The 18,128-nt window shown below is 66.6% G+C and carries 18 protein-coding genes and 2 pseudogenes; 8 read left to right on the forward strand and 12 right to left on the reverse strand.

Annotated elements, in window-relative coordinates; genetic code table 11:
• Complete coding sequence (locus ACIP5Y_RS21035; protein ID WP_400351931.1) at positions 1 to 1,563, reverse strand: FAD-dependent monooxygenase; 1,563 nt, start codon at positions 1,561 to 1,563, stop codon at positions 1 to 3.
• A gap of 50 nt (positions 1,564 to 1,613) precedes the next feature.
• Between ACIP5Y_RS21035 and ACIP5Y_RS21040 the strand changes: the two genes are divergently transcribed.
• The gene (locus tag ACIP5Y_RS21040; protein ID WP_400351932.1) at positions 1,614 to 2,330 is read left to right on the forward strand and encodes a TetR/AcrR family transcriptional regulator; all 717 of its coding nucleotides are present in this window, start codon (positions 1,614 to 1,616) and stop codon (positions 2,328 to 2,330) included.
• Here ACIP5Y_RS21040 and ACIP5Y_RS21045 read toward each other — a convergent pair.
• From ACIP5Y_RS21045 to ACIP5Y_RS21055, 3 genes are all read right to left on the reverse strand, one after another.
• On the reverse strand, positions 2,327 to 3,220 hold the full coding sequence (locus ACIP5Y_RS21045; protein WP_400351933.1) for a TIGR03560 family F420-dependent LLM class oxidoreductase: 894 nt from the start codon (positions 3,218 to 3,220) through the stop codon (positions 2,327 to 2,329). The two genes, ACIP5Y_RS21040 and ACIP5Y_RS21045, sit on opposite strands and share 4 nt — an antisense overlap.
• A 551-nt stretch (positions 3,221 to 3,771) precedes the next feature.
• Complete coding sequence (locus tag ACIP5Y_RS21050; RefSeq protein ID WP_400351934.1) at positions 3,772 to 4,626, reverse strand: helix-turn-helix domain-containing protein; 855 nt, start codon at positions 4,624 to 4,626, stop codon at positions 3,772 to 3,774.
• Positions 4,607 to 5,125, reverse strand: coding sequence for a DUF6879 family protein (locus ACIP5Y_RS21055; RefSeq protein ID WP_400351935.1), 519 nt, complete (start codon positions 5,123 to 5,125; stop codon positions 4,607 to 4,609). Before ACIP5Y_RS21055 ends, ACIP5Y_RS21050 begins: the two co-directional genes overlap by 20 nt.
• Positions 5,126 to 5,554: 429 nt before the next feature.
• Between ACIP5Y_RS21055 and ACIP5Y_RS21060 the strand changes: the two genes are divergently transcribed.
• Entirely contained in the window at positions 5,555 to 5,878 is a 324-nt protein-coding gene (locus ACIP5Y_RS21060) for a hypothetical protein (protein WP_400351936.1), read from the forward strand.
• Positions 5,879 to 6,105: 227 nt separating this feature from the next.
• Here ACIP5Y_RS21060 and ACIP5Y_RS21065 read toward each other — a convergent pair whose 3' ends face one another.
• From ACIP5Y_RS21065 to ACIP5Y_RS21075, 3 genes and pseudogenes are all read right to left on the reverse strand, one after another.
• Positions 6,106 to 6,597 carry an FBP domain-containing protein gene (locus ACIP5Y_RS21065; RefSeq protein WP_400351937.1) on the reverse strand — a complete coding sequence of 164 codons (492 nt, stop codon included), beginning with the start codon at positions 6,595 to 6,597 and terminating at the stop codon, positions 6,106 to 6,108.
• Positions 6,598 to 6,749: 152 nt separating this feature from the next.
• Complete coding sequence (locus ACIP5Y_RS21070; protein ID WP_400351938.1) at positions 6,750 to 7,577, reverse strand: alpha/beta fold hydrolase; 828 nt, start codon at positions 7,575 to 7,577, stop codon at positions 6,750 to 6,752.
• An 86-nt stretch (positions 7,578 to 7,663) separates the two neighbouring features.
• Positions 7,664 to 8,211: pseudogene (locus tag ACIP5Y_RS21075) on the reverse strand (carboxymuconolactone decarboxylase family protein).
• 152 nt (positions 8,212 to 8,363) lie between these two features.
• Between ACIP5Y_RS21075 and ACIP5Y_RS21080 the strand changes: the two are divergent.
• The 4 genes from ACIP5Y_RS21080 (at position 8,364) to ACIP5Y_RS21095 (ending at position 11,139) form a co-directional block, all read left to right on the forward strand.
• Positions 8,364 to 8,948, forward strand: a complete 585-nt coding sequence (locus ACIP5Y_RS21080; protein ID WP_400351939.1) for a TetR/AcrR family transcriptional regulator — start codon at positions 8,364 to 8,366, stop codon at positions 8,946 to 8,948.
• Positions 8,945 to 9,811, forward strand: a complete 867-nt coding sequence (locus tag ACIP5Y_RS21085) for an alpha/beta fold hydrolase (RefSeq protein ID WP_400351940.1) — start codon at positions 8,945 to 8,947, stop codon at positions 9,809 to 9,811. Before ACIP5Y_RS21080 ends, ACIP5Y_RS21085 begins: the two co-directional genes overlap by 4 nt.
• Entirely contained in the window at positions 9,808 to 10,167 is a 360-nt protein-coding gene (locus ACIP5Y_RS21090; RefSeq protein ID WP_400351941.1) for a VOC family protein, read from the forward strand. Before ACIP5Y_RS21085 ends, ACIP5Y_RS21090 begins: the two co-directional genes overlap by 4 nt.
• Positions 10,168 to 10,299: 132 nt before the next feature.
• Positions 10,300 to 11,139 carry an NAD(P)H-binding protein gene (locus tag ACIP5Y_RS21095; protein ID WP_400351942.1) on the forward strand — a complete coding sequence of 280 codons (840 nt, stop codon included), beginning with the start codon at positions 10,300 to 10,302 and terminating at the stop codon, positions 11,137 to 11,139.
• On the opposite strand, the gene ACIP5Y_RS21100 is transcribed toward ACIP5Y_RS21095, so the two are convergent.
• On the reverse strand, positions 11,100 to 12,296 hold the full coding sequence (locus ACIP5Y_RS21100; protein ID WP_400351943.1) for a DUF418 domain-containing protein: 1,197 nt from the start codon (positions 12,294 to 12,296) through the stop codon (positions 11,100 to 11,102). The two genes, ACIP5Y_RS21095 and ACIP5Y_RS21100, sit on opposite strands and share 40 nt — an antisense overlap.
• Positions 12,297 to 12,455: 159 nt before the next feature.
• Complete coding sequence (locus ACIP5Y_RS21105) at positions 12,456 to 14,039, reverse strand: FAD-dependent monooxygenase (protein WP_400351944.1); 1,584 nt, start codon at positions 14,037 to 14,039, stop codon at positions 12,456 to 12,458.
• A gap of 88 nt (positions 14,040 to 14,127) precedes the next feature.
• On the opposite strand from ACIP5Y_RS21105, the gene ACIP5Y_RS21110 reads away from it, so the two are divergent.
• The gene (locus tag ACIP5Y_RS21110; RefSeq protein ID WP_400351945.1) at positions 14,128 to 14,841 is read left to right on the forward strand and encodes a TetR/AcrR family transcriptional regulator C-terminal domain-containing protein; all 714 of its coding nucleotides are present in this window, start codon (positions 14,128 to 14,130) and stop codon (positions 14,839 to 14,841) included.
• A 75-nt stretch (positions 14,842 to 14,916) separates the two neighbouring features.
• Complete coding sequence (locus tag ACIP5Y_RS21115; RefSeq protein ID WP_400351946.1) at positions 14,917 to 16,104, forward strand: NAD(P)/FAD-dependent oxidoreductase; 1,188 nt, start codon at positions 14,917 to 14,919, stop codon at positions 16,102 to 16,104.
• Here ACIP5Y_RS21115 and narI read toward each other — a convergent pair.
• From narI to narY, 3 genes and pseudogenes are all read right to left on the reverse strand, one after another.
• Positions 16,101 to 16,841: a respiratory nitrate reductase subunit gamma gene (gene narI, locus ACIP5Y_RS21120; protein ID WP_400351947.1), complete on the reverse strand. Its 741-nt coding sequence runs from the start codon at positions 16,839 to 16,841 to the stop codon at positions 16,101 to 16,103. The two genes, ACIP5Y_RS21115 and narI, sit on opposite strands and share 4 nt — an antisense overlap.
• Positions 16,838 to 17,512: a nitrate reductase molybdenum cofactor assembly chaperone gene (gene narJ, locus ACIP5Y_RS21125; protein ID WP_400351948.1), complete on the reverse strand. Its 675-nt coding sequence runs from the start codon at positions 17,510 to 17,512 to the stop codon at positions 16,838 to 16,840. The genes narI and narJ overlap by 4 nt, the downstream gene beginning before the upstream one ends.
• Positions 17,509 to 18,027, reverse strand: a pseudogene (gene narY / locus ACIP5Y_RS21130) (nitrate reductase subunit beta); the annotation flags it as partial. The pseudogene narY and the gene narJ, both read right to left, overlap by 4 nt.
• Positions 18,028 to 18,128: the final 101 nt, after the last annotated feature.

An 18,128-nucleotide genomic window follows, 5' to 3' on the forward strand; every position in this document is an offset into this window, starting at 1 on the left:
TCAGCCCACGGGATCGGAGACGAACGAAGCAGCGCCGGCCCATCGGTTCAGGGCCTCGTCCAGGCCGGTGCTGTCGGCTGTATCGGAAGCCCAGGCGACCACCCCGTCCGGGCGTACCAATACCCCGGCCGGCGTCGCATGGTCGTCGGTCACGCTGGTCACTCGCCCGTCCCAGGCCGCGGCGAGCCGGGCGAAGGCGCCGTCCGGGGTGCGATCGAGCAGCAGGAATCCGCCGCCGTGACCGTGATCTGCGAGGCGTGACCCGTCCCGCAGAGCCAGATCGGGTGCGAACCGGCCGACCAGCGGATGATCGCCGGGCAGGTCGAAATGCTGTGTGACGCCGGAGATCTGCTTGACCGCGAAGGTCGCGCCGTCCCGGGTGCCGAGCAGCTGAGCGATGACGTCGCGGAGCGCGGCGGACTTGGAATCCCCGCGCAGCACTCCGATCTGGGCCCGGGTCCAGTCCAGTACCCAGGCGCCGAGCGGGTGCCGCTCGGCCTCATAGGTGTCGAGCAATCCTTCCGGAGCCCACCCGGCGACCACGGCCCCGAGCTTCCATCCCAGATTCATCGCGTCCCCGACCCCGAGATTGAGCCCCTGACCGCCGAACGGCGAGTGCACATGCGCGGCATCGCCCGCCAGCAGCACGCGGCCCGACCGGTAGGTCGCGGCCTGGCGAGCATTGTCACTCCAGCGAGAAGCATTGCCGCGCAGTGCGGTCAGCGTGACATCGATGCCCGAGACCCGGCGCAGACTGGTTTGTAGCGCCTCGAGGGTGACCGGCGCCGAGCGGTCGGCCGGACTGCCGTCGAACTCCACGGTGACCAGCCGCCCGGGCTGCGGGCCGACCCGGTACACCCCCTGGGTCGTCCACGTCCACCCGTTCGCGAGCTGCTCCGGATCGGCGATATCGACGACCGCCATGTATCCGGTGAGTTCGGCGTCGGTGCCGGGGAATTCGATGCCCGCGAGCTTGCGCACGGCACTGTGCCCGCCATCGCATCCGACCAGCCACTTGCTGCGCAGCGTGCCTGCGGTGGTGCCGACCACCACGTCGTCGCCGGTGTCCTCGAGCGTGGTGACCTCGACTCCGCGATGTACCGGAATTCCCAGTCGTGCAACATGTTCGGCCAATATCGCCTCGAACTGCGGCTGCGGCACCAACTTCGCTCCGTCGACCGCGGCGTGCGCGGCCAGGTCGGGATCGGACCAGTCCACGAGGCCGGGATCGAGCGTCATGCCCGCGAAGTGCCCGGTGAACCGGGTATCGGGCGCGGGTCGGTCATCGGACTGCTCGCCGTCGGCCACGCGAGCGAAGGACCCCATCCGCTCGAGCATCTCGCGCTGCACCTGCTCGGCGGCGGGTCGCAGTCCGCGGCGATCGAGCGCCTCGGCCGCGGGCGTATTGATCGCCCCCGCCTTCATTGCTCCGGTCGGCTCGGTCAGTCGCTCGAGGATCTGCACCTTCGCGCCGGAAAGTGCCAGCTCCGCGGCGAGCACGAGGCCCACCGGTCCGGCGCCGACCACGGTCACGTCCATGTCTTGATTCATGTCGGTATTCACGAACACTGTTCTACATACGAACATCGTTCGTGTCAATGTATAGTGGCCGGGTGAACGCCAAAGACCGACGTGCAGCGCGCTATCAGCCGCCGAGCCCCGACACCGTCCCCAGGACGCGCGGACGCAAGGCCTTGATCACCGTCGAGCAGGTCGTCGACACCGCGCTGGACGTCGTCGCCACTGAGGGCTTCGAGGCCCTGACCATGCGAAAACTGGCGACCGCACTCGACACCGGACCCGCCTCGCTCTACGCCCACGTGGTCAACAAGGCCGACCTCGACGAGTTGCTCATCGGCCGGCTGTGCTCCGAGCTCGAACTACCCGAGCCCGATGCGGCGACCTGGCGGGACCAGATCCGCGACGTCTGCGTCCAGATCCGCGATCAGTACCTGAAGTACCCGGGCATCTCCCGCGCCGCGCTCGCCATGTTCCCCACCGATCTCGAGATCGTGCGCGTCAGCGAAGGAATGCTCGCGATCCTGCTCGCGGGCGGTATCGCTCCCCAAGCCGCCGCCTGGGCCGTCGACGCCCTGTTGCTGTACGTGGCCGCCTATTGCCTGGAGGCAGCGGTCGTCCGCCAGCGATCGGAACAGGACGACGCCGCATGGGTGCTGGACCGCGACGAACTGATCCGCCGCTTCACCGCCCTGCCGGTCGAAACCTTCCCCAACACGACGCGCTACGCGCCCGAGATCACCGCCGGCGAAGGCCACGACCGTTTCGACTTCACCCTCGCCGCGATGATCGACGGCTGCACCCGCCGCTAACCGGCCGTGGCGTGCCGGAGGTGGTCCACCTGCTCGGCAACCTCGTCGAGGCGGTCGAGGTCGTCGAGTGACCACGGCGCGGCGGTCTTCATCACCACGAGGTGATCGATGCCGAGATCATTGAATCCCGCTGCACGGCAGACGAGTTCGGCTGCTGTCTCACCGGGGCGCAAATGGGTGTTGACCGTCTTCTCGATCGCCCCGAACGGCCGATCGGCGGCGGCACAGTGGTCGGCGAGGACGCGGAGTTTATGGGTGATCGTCTTGCCGTTGTCCGGAATGTCGTAGAGATTGCAGGCCTGGGCGTACCGGGCCACCAATCGCAGCGTCTTCTGCTCACCGGAACCGGCGATGAGAATCGGCGGGTGGGGACGGGTTACGGAATTCGGCGAATTGATCGGTTGTTCGGCATGAAAATACTTGCCGTGGAACGGTTTCACGTCGCCCGACCACGCTTGCAGGGCGAATTGCAGAGTCTCCTCGAGGCGTTCGAATCGTTCCGCGGTCGGCGGCAGGAACATTCCGGTCGCTTCCGCTTCGAATTGGTGATAGCCCGCGCCGATGCCGAGCCAGGCCCGGCCGCGAGAGAGGACGTCGACCGTGGTCACCGCCTTCACCAGGAGTGCCGGCGCACGGAAGGTCGCCGCGGTCACCATGGTGCCGAGCCGGACCCGATTCGTGAGCGCGGCGAGGTAGCCGAGGGTGCTGTAGGACTCCAGGATCTCCTGGTCAGGTTCGGTTCCCGGGGCGAGCTGGAGCAGATGGTCGGCGACCCACACCGTGTCGATGCGGCCCTCGTCGGCGCGTCGCACCAGCCGCTCCAAGTCCCCGGGTAGCTCGGCCGGGCCGCTGGGCCACGAGAAGTTGGTGATACTCGAGCTGATTCGCATGGTGAGCTCCACTGAGAAGACCGAAGAGAGACATTCGTAAGTCTGGTCGGCCCGCTACGACCGCACATCCGTCGCGGCGCGTAACGAACGGGTACGCATGGCGGCTCTGGTGCGAAGTCCCTCCTCGAAGATCGACTACGACTTATGATGTCTGTGCTTTTCGGCAGTCTGCACGTTCCTTCGAATGTTCGAATGACTGGAAGGGGCATACGGTGAAACGCACCATCTTCGGCCGCATCGTCGCCGCCGTAGCGGTGAGTATGTTGATTTCCGCTCCGCTCGCGGTCACCGCGAGTGCCGCGGTCGTACCGATGCATCAGCAGCCGCCGGGATCGGCCGGTGGCCCGCCAGGGGATGGCCGAGATTGGCGCGACGGTGGTCCGGGCGATCGGGATCGGCACTGTGATCGCAACGGTTACTGGCATGACAACGACAACGACTCGTATGGTCGCCGCGATCCTCGTTGTGATCCCTGGTAATTCGCTGCGGATTGCTCGACCGGGGCCGGATGTGACACGAAAGCTTGTCACCCGGCCCCGGTCTGCGTTCGGTCAACGGTCCAGTTCGGACAGCACGGCGAGAATGAGCGCCCGCGCCTCACGACCGTAGACGGCGGAATGTTTGAGCACATCGAACATGCGGATGTACTGCACCCGTTCGGCCGGCCGCGTGACTTGAATGCTGGCCGTGGGCGTTTCGAGGGCCACCAGGTCGTCGTCGAAGATCCAGAACCCGGCGGAGGCCACCGCCTCCCGCTCGGTCATCAGCGGGATGATGCCCAGTGAAACATTGGGCAGGGTCATGAGTTCGAGCAATCGGCCCAGCTGACCGGCCTGGACTTCCGGAGTGCCGAACCAGGTCCGCAGCGCCTGCTCCTCGAGGACCACCGCGAAGCGTTTACCGGCGCGGGTGAGCACCCGCTGCCGTTCGATCCGCACCGCGACCGCCTCCTCGACATCATTGGGCGCGCCCAGGAATCGGATCCAGAACGAGAGCATGGCGGCGGAGTAGTCGGAGGTCTGAAACAGCCCCGGAATCACATTGTGCTCGTAGATGCGGAACACCGTGGTCTGCTCGTAACGGCGCAAGGTGTGCGCCCCGAGCACCCGCTTCATGCCCGCCCGGGATTCGCGGCGGAACTCCAGGTACGCCGTGTCCACAGCGTGCAGGGTGGCGAGCAGGTCCGCTACCTGATCATCGGCGTTGCACGCCTTGCACCATTCCCAGATGTCGCGGTCGGAGGGCGGCTGAACGCCGTTCTCTATCTTGGACACTCGGGTGAAATGCTGCCCGGTCGCCGTGCCGAGCTCCCGGATGGTGAGTGCCGCGCCCGTGCGCAGCTCGCGCAGACGTGCACCGAGTGCACGGCGCGCGTCGTGCGCGGCGCTAGACGGGTCGGTAGTCACGATGGGGAATCGCCAGTTTCCACACCGCCTCGAATGCGGTGCGGCACAGGCGGAGATCGTCCGGATCGCGCGAGAGGGTCTTGCCGGTCGCACGACCGGCGCCCGAATAGTGGAGGTAGATCACCAGTTCGCCGTCCACGAGGTAGAAGTCGTTGCCGGGCAGCGCGATCGAGGAGACCAGTCGGCGTGGCACCCATCGAATGTCCTCGCCCGCTTCCACCATGACATGCGCAATACCGTATGACCAGTGCTGGTATTCACTCAGTGGTTCGGACACGATCCGCACCCGCCGCACCGTGCGACCCGCCGCGACATGCCGCCGCACGGTCGCGCACCACGCACTCAGCCACTCCAGGTCGTCGGATTCACCATGGGACCATTGCCGCATATGCGGCAATTCCACTTCGGTCCCGTAGATATCGCGCATCTCGAGATGAAGTGCTTCCGTTCCGAATTCGATCAGCAGACGGTCGAACTCGTCATCGCCGATCGAGGCCACTGTCTCCCTGTTCGAAGAACGGAATCAGACGATCGGGAATTTCGACACATGATTCTCCAAGGGGGATATCCATTCGATCCAAAGCTTCCGGATCGGTGACGATCCACCCTTGAACCACCCACGAGCCCCGGTCCGTGCGATATAGAGTCGGAGAGCCGGACGGATTCGAACCAGGATCTTTCGCAATGAAGGTAAGCCGCATGAGCGATCCCCTGACTGGTGGTTGCGGACTGTTGCTCAGCGAGACACCTATCGTCACGCTGCCCGCACCAGGCGTCAAGTGCACATCGTGCCTGCTCCGATCCGGTGACACGCCATGCTGACCAGTCCGATCCGCCACTCGCAACTTTTCGCAACACGCTTCCGCTGCAGAGCCATCGGGCAATAGCGTTGTGATCAGCCCGAGCGATAACCACAGGAGAGCGGCGAATGCGGCCACAACCGTCAGCGATCGGATTCCTCCGGCACGACGTGTCCGGAGCACAACGGCAGTGGGACGAGGCCCAAATCCAGCAGCTCGCAAGAAGACTCGGCTACGACCTTTGTAAAACACTGGTATTCGGCCCGGAAACGGACCGGCCGATCCTGCGCGTGCGCACCGCCATCTCGCGAATGGAAGCCGACGCCGTGATCACGCCCAGCCTCGCGCATTTCGACGGCGAAGTACCCGAGGATGTCGTGCAGGTCGCCGACATCATCACGGTGCATCCGGAAAACACCTACGCGCGCTGGGTCGTCGCGCCCGGGGACTGAGCCACCGGGCGCGGATTCCTCTCCGGATGAGCAGGTCCGGTTTGTCACCGGGCCTACTCGAGCGGAGAGGAATCCCGTGCGCCCCGGGCTCTTTGGCAGAGTGTGCGGAACTCGGGGCGCGGCGGCGTGCGGTGCGGCACGGCGGTCGAGTGTCGGCTCATGGCATCTACCTCCTTTCTCATCGGCAGCACTGCGGCTGCGGGTCATTCAGTCAGTCGTTCAGTCGTTCAGCTGTAGAGCCGCTGCACGAAGGTCGCGATGTTCTGCCGCACGCGCTCGATCTTCTCCTCGGGCGTGATCAGGTCCTCGCGATAGCGCTGCCCGAGGGCGGGACGTCGCTTGTTGCGCGCGTACAACGAGCAGGCCAGATCGGTGCACATGAGGGTGCCGATCGTATTGCCGCGCCGCCCGGACTCCCCGGCCTTGGCCGCCGCCATGAGCGAAACGCCGTGCGCGGTATGGGTGGTCATGCAGATCGTGCACATCTGCGATTTGCCCGATCCGCCGGTCTCGTAGCGCAATGCGATACCGACCAGTTCCTCGTCCCGCGGGACGACCAGGTAACCGCGCCCGGGGAACGACGAGTCGGTCCAGCCGAGGAAGTCGAGATCATCCCAGGGGCGATCGTCGAGGTCCCGCGGCACCGGCAGGCGCTTGGTATCACCCTTGGAACAGTTCACGAACGACGATCGAATATCGCGCTCGGTAATGGGCTGCATGGTGGATCAGTACTCCTTCATCGATGGTGGACAAGCCGCAGCGACGCTACGACCGACCCGTTACCTTAGGCAACGGATTTTTCATCGATGCACCCAACCCCGCAGGTGAACAGCAGCGGAGGAGGACACCCGGCCCTCCCCCACCCGTGAATTCACCTGGCCTGCAGGATCTCCCGCACCCGCTTGGCGAACGATTCGGGGTCCTCCGCGAACCCGGTGTGCCCGCCGGCGAACATCTCCGGTTCGATTCCCAGTGCCGTGCACAGCGCCCGGGAGGTGCGATCGCAGAACAGGCCCGCGGACGCCTCGCCGATACCGATCACGACCTTGCCGGACGCCTTGCGCAGCCCGTCCAGGTCCGGCTCCCAACCGGAGGTGGCATGCAGTTCGTGCTCGTAGAAGAACCGCTCGTCGGCCAGCGTGCGGGCATCGCGTTCGCCGCCGAACATCTGCAGCATCGCCTCCTCGGGCAGGTTCAGCCCGGTCATGGCGAAGAACTTGCGGATCGCTTCGAGCACATCACCGGCGAGGTAGGTGGCGGCGATATCGTCTGTGATAGCGCGCAACTCGGCGCGGTTGTCCAGCAGTTCGCGCAGCGGCGGCTCGTGCGCGAGGATCGTGGTGACCGCCTCGGGATGGGTCAATACCAGGGCGAGCGCGGTGATCGCGCCACCGCTGGACCCGATCACGATCGCCGGTCCAGCATCGAGATTGCCGATGAGCCGGGCCAGATCGTCGGCGCGCAGTTCCGGAGTCGAATCCTTGGTGGTGTCGACATCGTTGCTCGCACCGTGGCCGCGCGGATCCGGCGTCAGCACGGTGAAATCGGAGGCGAGCAGTTCGGCGAGGGGGCCGAACGGCACATGGTCCATCGGCGAGCCGACCAGGGCGAGCAGCGGGCCGCTGCCGCGCACTTCGTAGTAGAGCGTGCCATCCGGCACAGCGAGGGTTCCGGAGGTGACTGGGGCGGGCGAGGTCATGTATTTCTCCCAGCGGTTCGATACGACACTGACAGCACTACAGACGGTACGACCGCCCCGATCTCATCGCCCCGAAACGCGCGCGATCAGACCGCTTTTCGAGGCTCGGGCAGGGCGCACGCCATGCCTTCGGCCATGCCCGTGGCCCGTACGCCGAGCCCCTGGTTGATCCGCGCGCGCTGGTTCTCCCAGGCGATGGCGGCCGCCAGTTCGGTCAGCTGCCCCTTGGTGAGCGTGCCGAGCAATCGCTCGCGCAACGGCTCGATATCCACCGCGGGCGTGACCGTCATCGCCTCCGCGAAAGCGACGACGAGCTTCTCCAGCTCGTCGAAGGCGTCGCTGGTCTCGTACTTCGGCAGCTCGATCACCTGCTGTTCGGTGATGCCCCGTAGTGGGCCAGGGTCGACCCGATATCCAGGCAGAACTGGCAGTTGATCAGCGCGGCCGTCTTGAGCTCGGCCAATTCCTTCAGATGCGGATCGAGCCGGTTCGACAGCATGAGCATGGTTTCGACGACCATGGTGCCGATCAGCACCTGCGGCCGGCGGATCAGCCAGCCGACGAGGTCGGCCTGATTCCGGCGCGCGCGGCGAAATGCCTTGATGTAGTTCCGGATTCGGGTGATTGCACGCATGCGTTCACTCCCCTTTGCGTGTCGCTGAGCTCTCCCTGCTTCGATCGTAGGCCGCAACGACGACGCGTAGTAGGTGCTTCCGCGGATTTGCGGGCCACACGAACCTATGTATATTAGGATTTAACCTAATCATCATAGGAAGGAGGGAATCGATGTCGCCCAGAGCCGGGCTGACCGCCGAGCGCATCACCGCCGCGGCGGCCGAACTCGCCGATGCCATCGGCTTCGACAACGTCACGCTCGCGGCCGTCGCCAAGAAGTTCGGCGTGAAGGACCCGAGCCTCTACTCGCACGTGCGCAACCTGCAGGATCTGCGCACCCGCATCGCCCTGCAGGCCGCGCTGGAGATGACCGACCGGATCGCCGCCGCGGTCGCCGGCCGCGCGGGCAAGGACGCGCTGATCGCCTTCGCCGGCGCCTACCGCGACTACGCACGCGCGCACCCGGGCCGCTATGCCGCCACCCAGAGCCGCCTCGACCCGGCTGCCATCGCCGACGCGCCCGGATCCCTCCGCAGCGTCGAACTGACCACCGCCATGCTGCGCGCCTACGACCTCGCCGATGACGACCTCATCGATGCGGGGCGCCTGCTGCGCAGCACTTTTCACGGCTACGCCACCCTCGAGACCAGCGGCGGATTCGGGCATGCGCGCGATACCGACGCCTCGTGGGCACACATTCTCGATGCCCTGCACCTCACGCTGACGCAGTGGCCGACCAAGGAGACGACACGATGACCGCCGCCACCCTGCGGGTACCGGGCGCGACCCTCTACTACGAGCTACGCGGCGCCGGGCCGCTGCTTCTGCTGCTGCCCGGCGGTGGCGGGGACGCGGCCGTCTTCGACCCGATCATCGAACCGCTGGCCGCGCAGTTCACCGTGGCGACACTGGATCCGCGCGGCTACTCGCGCAGCACCCTCGACCCGGATGCACCGCGTGAGCAGCGCGTCGAGGTGCAGAGCGACGACGCCTACCGCCTGATCACGCATCTGACCGACGAACCGGTCCAGGTATTCGGCGGTAGCAGTGGGGCGATCGTCGGCCTGGATCTGCTGGCACGGCACCCGGAATCGGTCCGCGGCCTGGTCGCGCACGAACCACCCTGTTTCGCGGTGCTCGACGATGCCGCACGGCAACGCGAATTCATCGACGAGGTGTACACGCTGTTCCGCACCGAGGGCCTCGCCGCAGCCGGTGCACGTTTCCTCGCCGGCATCGGCGGCACCCTGAAGCCCATGCCCGCCCCGGCGGACGCCCGCGCCGCGGCCATGCTCGAACGCCTGTCCGCGAACGCTGCGATCATGCTCGAACATGAACTGCGCCAGTTCACTTCGTACATGCCCGATCTCGAAGCCTTGAAAACTGTGTCCGACCGGCTGGTACTCGCGGCGGGCGAGGAGACCGGAGATCAGTTGCCGGCTCGTCCGGCCGCCGCACTGGCCGACCGGCTCGGCCTGACGCTCACCCGATTCCCGGGCGGGCACAGCTTCACCGATGCACCCGTGGCATTCTCGCAGCTACTGCTCGAAAATCTGCGGGCGCCCGGCACGACCGGCCGTCCGAATGCGTCGGTCGAAGGTGTTAGCGTCGGGCCATGATTACCGGCGCGCACACCATCGTCCATGCCACCGATGCAGAGGCGGCGCGGGCATTCTTCCGTGACGTCCTGGGCCTGCCGTACGTCGATGCGAACAATGGCTGGCTGATCTTCGAATCCCCGCCCGCCGAACTGGCGGTGCACCCGGCCGGACCGGCCGAGAACGGCCGCACCGAGCTGTATCTCATGTGCGACGATCTCGATGCCACCATGGCCGAACTGGGCGCCAAGGGCGTCGAGTTCACCTCGGGGGTGACCGAGGCGCGCTGGGGGCTGATCACCCACCTACAGGTGCCGGGAGCAGGCGAAATCGGGCTGTATGAGCCGCGACACCCGACCGCCTATGACCTTACCTGAGTTTTACCTCGATCTTCCCTGAGTGAAATATGAAGATCCACCAGGTCCCGTTCTAACCCTTCACGATTCGTGTTCCCCTGGGTACGTGGGATCCGCGGCAGGCGGATCCCGTGTGTGGACAAGGGGTAAGCGATGATCGTGGTGAGCGGTGCGACAGGGAATGTCGGAACCGAATTGGTGCGGGCCCTCGCCCGGGCCGGCGAACCGGTACGGGCCTTGATGCGCGACCCCGGAAAGGCCGCGCTGCCACCGGGAGTCGAACCGATCGCGGCGGATCTGACCTCGCCCGATTCCCTGGGCCCGGTATTCGAGGAAGCCCGCGCACTGTTCCTGCTCCCCGGCTATCCCGGCGTAGCGCAGGCGGCGGCGAAGGCCGGCGTCGAGCACATCGTGCAACTGTCGGGCGTCTCCGCGGGCACCGGCAATACCGGCAATGCGGTCACCCGGTACATGGCCGCCTCCGAACAGGAGGTCATCGAATCGGGCGTGGCCTGGACCATCCTGCGGCCCTGCGCCTTCGACTCCAATGCCCTGCGCTGGCTGCCGCAGCTCGCCACGGGCGACACGGTGCGCGTGACCTTCCCGCAGGTACGCACCGCCAGCCTCGATCCCTACGACCTGGCGGCGGTCGCGGCCCGCGCCTTCGCCGATCCCGCCTACCGCGGCGAAATACTGTGGCCGACAGGACCGGAGGCGCAGCTGCCGGCCGAACAGGTCACGGTGCTGGGCGGATTGCTCGGCCGCAACCTGCACTCCGTCGAGCTCAGTGATGACGAGGCGCGCGCCGACATGCTCGCCGACACTCCCGCCGAATACGTGGACGCCTTCTTCGAGTTCTATGTCGACGGCGTCATCGACGAATCGATCGTGCGCCCGACCGTCGAGGAGGTCACGGGCCGCGCCCCGCGAACCTTCGCCCAGTGGGCCAGAATTCACACCGACGATTTCCGCCAGGCCGGAACCGTCAGATAGGTCGCGGCCCGCAGCAGCCACTCGACCGGGCCGTAGGCGTGGCGCCGCAGCCACCAGGCGCTGAATCCCAGTTGCGCGGCGAATGTCACGACCGCGATGGCGAATACCCCGGCGGGCGGGACCTTGTCGGCCAAGGCCAGCCCGTATCCGGTGTAGACGACCATCAGCACCACCGATTGGCCGATGTAGTTGGAGGCCGCCATGCGCCCGGCCGGCGCCAGCCGGGCGACCGCGGCCGCCCAACGGGTACGGGTCAGCCAGATGATGCCCCCGATATAGCCGAGGGTCATGAACGGATTGGCCAGTTCCTGCAATCCGTACCAATGCGCGGGCATGTCCTTGCGGACCATCAGGTAGGCGTAGCTGATCAGCGATATCGGCACGCCCACTCCGAAACCCACCGTCAGCGCGCGCGGCACCCACCGCTGCAATCGCTCCCGATCCTCGAACACGCGATACTTACCCGCCGCCATGCCGATCAGGAACATGCTCAGTGCCGGAATGCCCTGCGCGAACCAGGTGAGCAGCATGAACTTCGGGCCGATCTGCTGCTGAATATGCAGGGTATCGACGAAGCTACCGGTGTAGGCGCGATGCATGGCCTGGAAATCGAAAAGGTCCCCAAGCCCGGTCATCCCGCCGGCGCCCGGCAGGAAGGCGAGCAGCGCGAAGGTGAAGTACAGGATCAGGCCGGTGATCAGGGCAGTCCTGGGCCGAATATTGCGCAGCAGCACCAGAATCAGGCACAAGCCGCCGTACAGCGTGAAGATGTCGCCGATCCACAGGAACAGCACGTGTGCGAGCCCGATCGCGAACAGCATCACACCGCGCCGCACCAGCCGCGGCACCGCCGGCGCGTCCGCCCGCCGGGCCGCCGCGATCTGCAAGGTGAACGAATACCCGAACAGGAACGCGAACAACAGATAGAACTTGCCCAGGAACAGCGCCTCGAGCACCGCCGCCACGAAGTGGTCCTGGGTGCCGTCGAAGGTCGGATGCACATGCGTACCCGTGCCATTGAACGAGAACAGCGCGGTCGCCATGAGTGCATTGGTGACGAGGATCCCGAAAAGCGCGAATCCGCGCAGACTGTCGACCTCGCCGATGCGCCGCCCCTCGGGCGCCGCGGATACCGGCGCTTCCAGCTGATCGGACATATCGTCACGGTACGGTTGGCCGACCACCCGGCACATCCGCCGAGGACCCTGATTCGCATTCGACCTCAGCGGTATTGACACCCACCCGGAGGTGTACGAACCCTGAGCCGAGAGGCGGTCTGCACGTACCGCAATCATGCAGCAACTGCCGGATCGGGTTCAGTGCGCCAAGATACGGCCCAGGGCGTCCCGTAGCTCACCGGCAGGATCTCCCGGCAGTCCCGGCACCCGCCAGGCCACGAACCGATCCGGCCGCACCAGAACGGCGCCATCCGCACCGATGCCGACACTGCCGGTCCACGCACTGTCTGCCACGCGAATCCGTACCACGGTGAGGTAGCCGGACTGCTCCGCGACGAGTCGTCCCGCCCGCTCCCACTCCTCGTCAGCGGTGAGCAGCGTGCAGCCGGGCCCGATCAGATCCAGTATGGACACCTGCCGGCCCTCGTGTTGTAGCCAGCAGTGCGGCAATCGTGAGCCCGGCGTGCCATCCAGGTCCAGCGAAACATCCTCGAACGACGGCAGTTCCGGATTCGGATCGATCACCGCGGCCGAGTCGTAGCGGTACCCGAGGTGCACCACGGGCGCGTTCATGACGCCGGCCGCGGCCCGTGCCGTCTCTGCCTCCGGCCCCGAGCCCCAATGCAGCCGCGGATCCGCCAGCCGCCTCATGGCCTGATCGAGGGTGGTGAGCGCCACCGGACGGCGCTCGGCCGTATACGTTTCCAGCAGCCCGGCGGCCGCATGACCGTGGTGCACCGCGGCGATCTTCCAGGCGAGGTTGTCGGCGTCCGCGACGCCGGTGTTCAGCCCGAAGGCGCCGAGCGGCGGAACGGCGTGCGCGGCATCGCCGATCAGGAACACGCGGCCCTGGTGGAACCGGTCCGCCACCAATCCGCGTGGCCGCCAGGGCAACCGGCTGACCACCTCCACGTCGTGAAGGTCGTCGCCGACTGCGGCGCATATCAATTCCAGGCAGCGGGCCTCAGTGAATTCATCGAGTGCGTCTCCGCACTCGATGTGCAGAACCCAGTCCTTGGCGCCGTCGATGGTGACGAGCATGCCTGTCACGCCGGGGTTTTCGATATTGCAGGTCACGAAGCGACGGCCGTCGAGGTATCGGGTCAGGTCGGCGCGGAACAGGATGCTCATCATCTGCGCACCGAGTGCGCCGGGCCCGGTGGTCTCGATGCCGAGCGCCGAGCGGACTTCGCTGCGCACGCCGTCGGCGCCGATCAGGTAGTCGGCCCGCACGACCTCTCCGGTGTCGAGGACCGCCCGCACTCCCGTGTCGTCCTGGGTGAAGGACGTCAGTCGCGTCGAATACCGCACGATCGCACCGCGTTCCCGCGCCGCGGGCAGCACCACGGAATCGAAGCGATCCTGCGGACAGGTCCCGCGAGTGCGTGCCGGGGTGACGTCCACCGAACCGCGCGCCCGCGCCATCGCCGGTGCGATAGGCATTGCGGCGAAATCCGCCTCGGCCAGGGTCCGGACGCTGACCTTGCCGAGCCCGGCGCTGACCATGTCGACGCTCACGGCGTCGAGCGCGTCCTGCAATCCGAGACCGCGCAGGATCTCGACCGTCCGCGGTCCGATGCCGGTGGCGCGCGGGTGCGCCGACGGCCCATCCTGCGCCTCCGCCACCAGCGTCTCGACTCCGCGGTCGGCGAGGAAGAGCGCCGCCCCCAATCCGACCGAACCGCCGCCGGCGATCAGCACCGGAATTCTGTTCTCACTCATGACAACTCCTTTATGGCTACATCGTATCCGTAATGGATACACCGTAGCCACAGTGTTATCGTGTCCGCAACGGGTAGAAAGGAACGCTGTGACCGACGAGCCGAAACCGCTGGTGTGGACCAAGGAACGCCGCACCCCCGCGCGCCGCGCCCCCAGCGTGGACCGCATCGTGCGGACCGCCCTGGACATCGCCGACGCCGAGGGTCTGGACGCCGTCTCCATGCGCCGCGTCGCCACCGACCTGGCGTCGGGCACCGCGTCCCTCTATCGCTACGTCGCGAATCGTGACGAACTACTGGACCTGATGATCGACGCGGCCCAGGGCGACGCCGATCTCCCCGGCCTCACCGGCGACTGGCATGCCGATCTCACCGCGCAGGCCCGTCACCTCCGCACCACCCTCCTGCGGCACCCCTGGCTGGGCCGGCAGCTCGCGGGGCGCCCTTCCTTCGGGCCGAATGCCCTGCGCCGCATCGACTTCGTCCTCGCCGCGGCCGCTCCCCTCACCGCCGATATCACACTCGCGTCCCATATCGTCGATGCCCTCTCCTCCTACGTCTTCGGCGCCACCAGTCACGAGCTGGCAGCACTCCACGCCCAGCAGCGCACCGGCCAGACCGAGGACCAGTGGCGCGCCACCGTGGCCCCCTACCTCCGCGAGGTCATAGCCACCGGCGATTACCCGCACTTCGCCCGCCGCATCATCGACGCCGAAGACGCCACGCCCACCGCAAGTTTCGAATTCGGTCTCACCTGTCTGCTGCAAGGGATCGGCCGATTCGCTCCCCCGCCGGTGGGGTGAGCTGTCTCACGGGCTGTCACGGGTGCCGGTTCCGCGGTGTCTTGTGTTCGAATCGCTGGAGACGAAGGAGGCATCATGATCGGCAGCAGTGCGGTGGTTGTGGTCGGGGGCGGATATGCCGGCGTCATGGCGGCCAATCGACTGGCGCGGCGGGACGGGGTGCGGGTGACACTGATCAATCCGCGTGGGCAGTTCGTCGAGCGGATCCGGCTGCATCAATTGGCGGGTGGATCCGATGACGCGGTGGTCGACTACAAAGACGTTCTCGCCGAAGGGGTTCGGCGGGTGGTCGACAGCGTCACGCGGATCGACGCGGGCGAACGCACCGTCACCTTGGCGACAGGCGGCACGATCGGATACGACTATCTGATCTACGCGGTCGGAAGTGGCAGTGCCGAACCGGCAGTCCCCGGCGTGGCCGAATTCACCTACCCCATGGGCGATCTGGAGCAGGCCGAGCGGCTGCGCGCCGTCCTGACCGCCGCGCCCGCCGACACACCGGTCACGGTGGTCGGTGCGGGCTCGACCGGCATCGAGACCGCCGCCGAATTGGCGGAAGCGGGTCACCTCGTGACCCTCGTGTGCGGTGAGGTGCTGGGCCCGTATCTGCACCCGCGCGGCCGGCGCTCGGTTGCCGAACGACTCGCCCAACTCGGCGTGACCGTCCTCGAAGGCCCCGAAGCGATGGTGACGGCCGTGACGCGTGACGTCGTGCACCTCAGTGGCGGTCACACACTGCGCAATTCGCTGACCATCTGGGCCGCCGGCTTCGGCGTGCCCGACCTGGCCGCCCGCAGCGGGCTCAGCACCGACGCCCTCGGCCGCCTCTACACGGACGACACCTTGACCAGTCTCGACGACGCGCACATAGTCGCCGCCGGGGATGCCGCCGCACCGTCCGGTCAGCCGTTCCGGATGAGCTGCCAAGCCGCGGTCCAGCTCGGCCCGCAGGCCGCCGAGACAGTACTCAGCCGACTCGCGGGCGAACAGCCCAAACCGGTCGACGTGAGCTTCGTTGGCCAGTGCATCAGCCTGGGCCGCCGCACCGCCATCTCCCAATTCGCCGGCAAGGACGACACCCCGAACAGGTACTACCTCGCGGGCTACGCGGGCGCCAAGCTCAAGGAGCTCGTCTGCAAGAGCACCATCTGGCAACTCGCACACGAGGCCCGCAGGCCCGGTGTCCTTTCCACTGCTCTCAGTGTTCGAAAGGCACCCCGCGCAGGTATTCCGGTACCGAATCGCGGATCGCGTGGACGTTAGGAGCCGACCCGTTCCCAGCCGCGGCGCGGCTCGTGGGCGCCCAGTTCCCGGGTGTCGCGGGTTCGGTAGACGATGTAGGGGCGGGTGAGGTAGCCGATGGGCGCGGAGAACACGTGCACCAGGCGGCTGAAGGGCCAGAAGGCGAAAAGGGCGCAGGCGCACATGATGTGGAGCTTGAAGAAGACGGGTGTGTCCACCATCAGTTCCGGCTTGGGGTGGAAGTAGAAGATGGATCGGAACCAGGGAGCGATGTCTTCGCGGTAGTTGTGCGGGTGGCCGCTGAGATTGCCGTATAGCGTCGCTGTGAGCCCCAGTGCGAGGGTGAGACCCAGCAGTACGTACATGATCTTGTCGTTGCGGGTCGTCGCGGAAAAGACCGCGCCTACGGTGCGGCGGCGGTAGATGAGGATGACCAGACCGAGGACCGTCGCGATACCCGCGACGGCGCCGAGGCTGTACGAGCCTGCGTGATACATGCTTTCGCTGATGCCGACCTTCTCGGTCCAGTTCTCCGGAATCACCAGCCCGATGACATGCCCGAAGAAGACGAAGATGATGCCGAAGTGGAACAGCGGGCTACCCAGGCGCAGCAGCCGGTTCTCGTAGATCTGCGAGGACCGGGTGGTCCAGCCGAACTTGTCGTAGCGGTAACGCCAGCTGAGCCCGACGATGAAGGCGGCCAGGGCGGCGTACGGGATCGCGACCCAGAGTAGATAGTCCACGGCTGTGAGATTCACCGACGTCCTCCGATCGGTTCCGGCATGCCGAGCATCGCGGGCGCCTGCGGCATTTCTGGCATATGAGAAGGCGGGCCGAAGGGCTCCAGCCCGACGCCCTCGTCCGGCGGCCCCGCGGCAATGAGCCGGGCGACGGCATCGCGTTCGGAACCGCGCAGCGGGGCCAAGGTCGCCGACACCGACTCCAGGACGCCCGTCCAGGGAGAATCGGCGTCCCGCAGCGCCATTCGCATGAACTCGATGCCGGCGCGATACTCCTCCAGCAGTTGCTGTCCGAGCCCCGGATGCGCGGACGCGAATTCCAGCATCACCGAGAGGTGGTCGGACAGTTCGTCATTGCCGAGCACCAGGCCGGCCGCCCGATAGAACTCCTCGAGCCGCAGCAACCCCATCCCGCGTTTGCGGGTGTTGCCGTACATGAACCAGGTCAGATACGGGCTGAACCGCTTGCGATGGTCGAAGGTATCGACGTATTCGGTTGCCACGGCCAGTGGCTCGGCGCTCGCGAGGCGAGTCAGCAACGGCTGCAATGGTGCACCGACTGCCGCCGGCAAGGCCTCGGCGGTACGGCGTAGCAGTGGCAGCGCATCCAGCAGCTGCGCATCGGGATAGCCGAGCAGCAGCGACTGCACCTGCCAGGCCGCCGAGCGTTGCGCGGCGGAGAGTTTCACCGCCGATGCCTTCCGCCATCGCGATCGGGCATGAGCCCGTCGGGCGTGCCGCGGCCATCCCAGTTGAGCAGGTTGACCCGCCCCTGCCCCGCCACCGAAGCGGGCGAGTCGGCGGTCTGCCGGTCCTGCAGCATGCGGAAGTTCTCCACCGCCACCGGTGTCGGATGCCCGGAGCTCTCCCCGAACGCGAGCAGCCGGTACATGTTGTAGATCTCTTCCTCGGTCATGCCGACCTTGGCGGCGATCTCCGGTCGTGGTTCGCGGCCCAGGTTGATATCGCGCATGTAGCTGCGCATGGCGGCGAGCTTGCGCAGCACATCGTTGACGGGCTCGATGTCCCCGGCGGTGAACAGCTCGGCCAGGTATTCGACGGGGATGCGCAGCGCCTCGATGGCGGCGAAGAGATTGCCGTGGTCCTCGGCGTCGTGCCTGGTGTCCTGCAGCGCATCCACTACCGGTGACAGCGGCGGGATGTACCAAACCATCGGAACCGTCCGGTATTCCGGATGCAGCGGCGTGATCGAATATCCGACACACGAACTATCCGAACGTACCGGCAAATTGCAGGCTAACGAGCTATTCCCCGGGGGTTGGAGCGATCCGCTAATACACCGTT

Origin of the sequence: Nocardia sp. NPDC088792, assembly GCF_044750615.1 — a bacterium.
In the GTDB taxonomy this organism is placed as follows: Bacteria; Actinomycetota; Actinomycetes; order Mycobacteriales; family Mycobacteriaceae; genus Nocardia.